Below are 2,857 nucleotides of genomic sequence, written 5' to 3' on the forward strand. Positions count from 1 at the left end.
AGCCGCGGCAATGCGTATCAGCGACCCGTTAAGGAGCGCATTGTTTCGTGGTCCCGGCTGTGTTAACATAGTGTTAATATATGATTTGAATTGCGTACTAGGTGCGCGATGGTCCACGTATTTTTTCGCTTTGTGGTTCGGGATCACGGGAGCGGAGCCATGCAGGAAGAAGTGTCCAAATTTGCACAATTAAGCATCGCGACAGGCGGAGGCGCTGCGCCCTCGCCGAAGCCAAACAAGGGCGAGACCGACCCGCTTGGCGACAAGATCGGCAAGATCTACGTCAAGACCGACCGGTTCATGATCTACATTGCCGACAGAAGCGCGCGGGACTTCGGGCGGCTGCGACTCTTGCTTTTCGCGTTGACATACGACGAGTGCGCTGACCTGCGCGAGAAGCTCTGCCCGACGGTGGGGCCGATCACGCGGATCACGGATATGGTCTGCGGCATGAAGCCGAATCGCTTCGTCGTCTGGCAGGCCGAGGCCTTCGAGTCCTTCACCGAGCGCTGCCTCACATTCATGGCCAAGGCTATGCAGATGGCACTCGAGGGAAACTCCGACCGGGCGAGCGAAATGCTCGAAGGTCTGCGTCAAGAAGTGGAGTCGCGCCGCGACAGCGCCAATCGGATGCGGTACATTTTCGCGAATGCCGCCGCATTGACGGCGATTGTTGTTGCTTGGGCGGCTGCCCAGTTCTGGGGCGGCGCAGATTCTGGCGTCATCGTGGCATTCTTCACTGCAAGCGCTACCGCCCCCGTTTCGCTACAACTGCAATATCTCGACGTGTTGTTGTTTGGCGCCCTCGGTGCGTTCTTCTCGGTCTCCATCGGCCTGAAGGATGTCCGCGTCAACCACTCGATAACCCTGTCCGAGATGTTGTACGCAGGTTTTATCAGGGTGCCCGTCGGGATCATTGCCGCTATCGTTGTCATCGTTTTGATCTCCGGCGGCTGGATCCTGAACAATTTGTCCGATGCGCTTAGACCCTGGGCGTACCTCCTGTTTGGCTTCATTGCCGGGTTCAGCGAACTTTTCGTTCCCAACGCGTTGAAACAGGTCGAGACCGGCACAAACGTCAAGCCACCCGATTCTAGGGTCATCGATACCGAAAGGCCGCCCACATGATAGCGTCGTTGCCTGCCGGACTACGCAACTAGCCTGCGCAGACAGAGAAATCTCGCCGACTATTGCCGTCTTTGCTCCGTCGGCGGACGCTGGGGCGAAGAATATTGATATCAAATACCCAACACAAATAGCGGCCTGGCTTTTTGTCGCAGTTCTCGGCGCTGACAAGGTTTACCCCAGTTCCATATTTTCAGGTAGTTATTCATTTTTAGTGCCAAGTGCGGTTGGGTTGATATTTGTGGCTGTCGGTTACCCACAAATAAGCTTGGCACTCACGGCAATTGAAGAATGCCATTCGGAATGCAAGCCATTGGTAGTCGAGAAGGAGCTTTAGGTTGCCGCGCTGGAGGTTCAGAAAATCGTTGCCGCCGATGTGGCATCAAAAAATCCCGCGTATGTTGGACAGCGCACATGAATGAATGCGACGCTCTTACAGCAACTTCGGCTCAAGGCTTTCGAGAGTTCCGCGTAGCCGTGCTCGTCCTGCACGGTGTGGGCCAGCAGGACCGGTTCGAGACCCTGGCCTCCTTCGCCGCAGGTTTGGCGGAGGCAGCCGGAGTGGAAGAGGTCACGCGCACGCCACTGCTCATCGACGACAAGCTTGAGAGTGCGCTGACCGTGGATTTGCCCGGCGTCAAGGTCGATCTCATCGAATACTATTACCAGCCGCTCATGCAGCGCAAAGTGGGCCTCTCGGACGTGACACGCTGGTTGGTAGAAACCGGTTTTCACATCCGCCGGCTGTACCGGGAGTATGACTTCAAGTCCGCGGACCCACAGGGCGCTCGCGCTGCACGACCTCCTCCCAACGGCGACTTCCTCAAGCTCCACTACATGCTCTATCAGCAGGGCAACCGGATCGCGGTCTGGTTCCTCTGGAGCTTGGCCTGGCTCATCGATCTACTGGAGCATTGGCGCGACATACCCCTAACTCCATTGGTGCGGGTGCCGCTACGCTACTTCCTGGGCCGCTTCATTGATCCGGTGCTGAAGGAAGTGGCTGGCGACCTCATCCTCTACACGGCCTTCGATCCCAAGCTGTCACTGAGTTCTGTGCGCGATGAGGTTTTGAAAGGCTGCATAGAGCGGCTTGAAACCATCATCCGCTGCGAGAAGGAGGGGGAGCCGCGCTACCGCCAAGTCTTCGTGGTTGGGCACTCGCTGGGCAGCGTAGTGGCCTATGACGCGGTTAGCCGGATCGCCATGCGCACGGACTACGAACGGGTGACCGGCTTGAAGAGCGCACCCGTGCTCACCACCGAAGAGGTCGCGCGCCTCGGGGGCCTAGTGACTTTTGGTTCCCCTCTCGACAAGATCGCGCTGATGTTCTGGCCTCGCTTTGAGGAACCGGCGAGCAACGATGCCTCGAATTTTATTGAGTGGCAAAAGCGGCGGACGGCCTATCGGCAGGGACTGCTGGCGCACTTTCACGGCATCCGTGGTCTGAGTGAAGCACTTAGGCTGCCGGCGTCAGTGAGGCAGCCGCCGACCGGCAGCTTCGCCGACCTCCCCTGGCTGAACGTCCACCACCCAGACGACTTGATCGCTGGGCATCTGGACGCCTTCGCTGGGGTCGAAAACTTGCAGCTCGACCAAAAGATCGAGGCTACATTTGCGGCCACGCGCACCGCCGAAGCGCACGGGATCTACTGGTCGGACCCGGCGATCTACAATTGGCTGCGAAGTCGCTTCACCGTAAGCGGTGCGTGACCACCGTTTGAGCTTTAGA

2 protein-coding genes are annotated in these 2,857 nt (G+C 58.2%); both read left to right on the plus strand.

Translation table 11 applies throughout. From position 1 onward, the window contains the following. Nucleotides 1-159: 159 nt before the first annotated feature. On the plus strand, nucleotides 160-1,128 hold the full coding sequence (locus IM708_RS20660) for a hypothetical protein (protein ID WP_209428439.1): 969 nt from the start codon (nucleotides 160-162) through the stop codon (nucleotides 1,126-1,128). 411 nt (nucleotides 1,129-1,539) lie between these two features. Next, complete coding sequence (locus tag IM708_RS20665) at nucleotides 1,540-2,838, plus strand: hypothetical protein (protein WP_209428440.1); 1,299 nt, start codon at nucleotides 1,540-1,542, stop codon at nucleotides 2,836-2,838. The last annotated feature ends 19 nt before the right edge of the window (nucleotides 2,839-2,857 follow it).

The sequence above is a fragment of the Pararhodobacter sp. SW119 genome, assembly GCF_017811755.1.
Classification (GTDB): Bacteria; Pseudomonadota; Alphaproteobacteria; order Rhodobacterales; family Rhodobacteraceae; genus Pararhodobacter.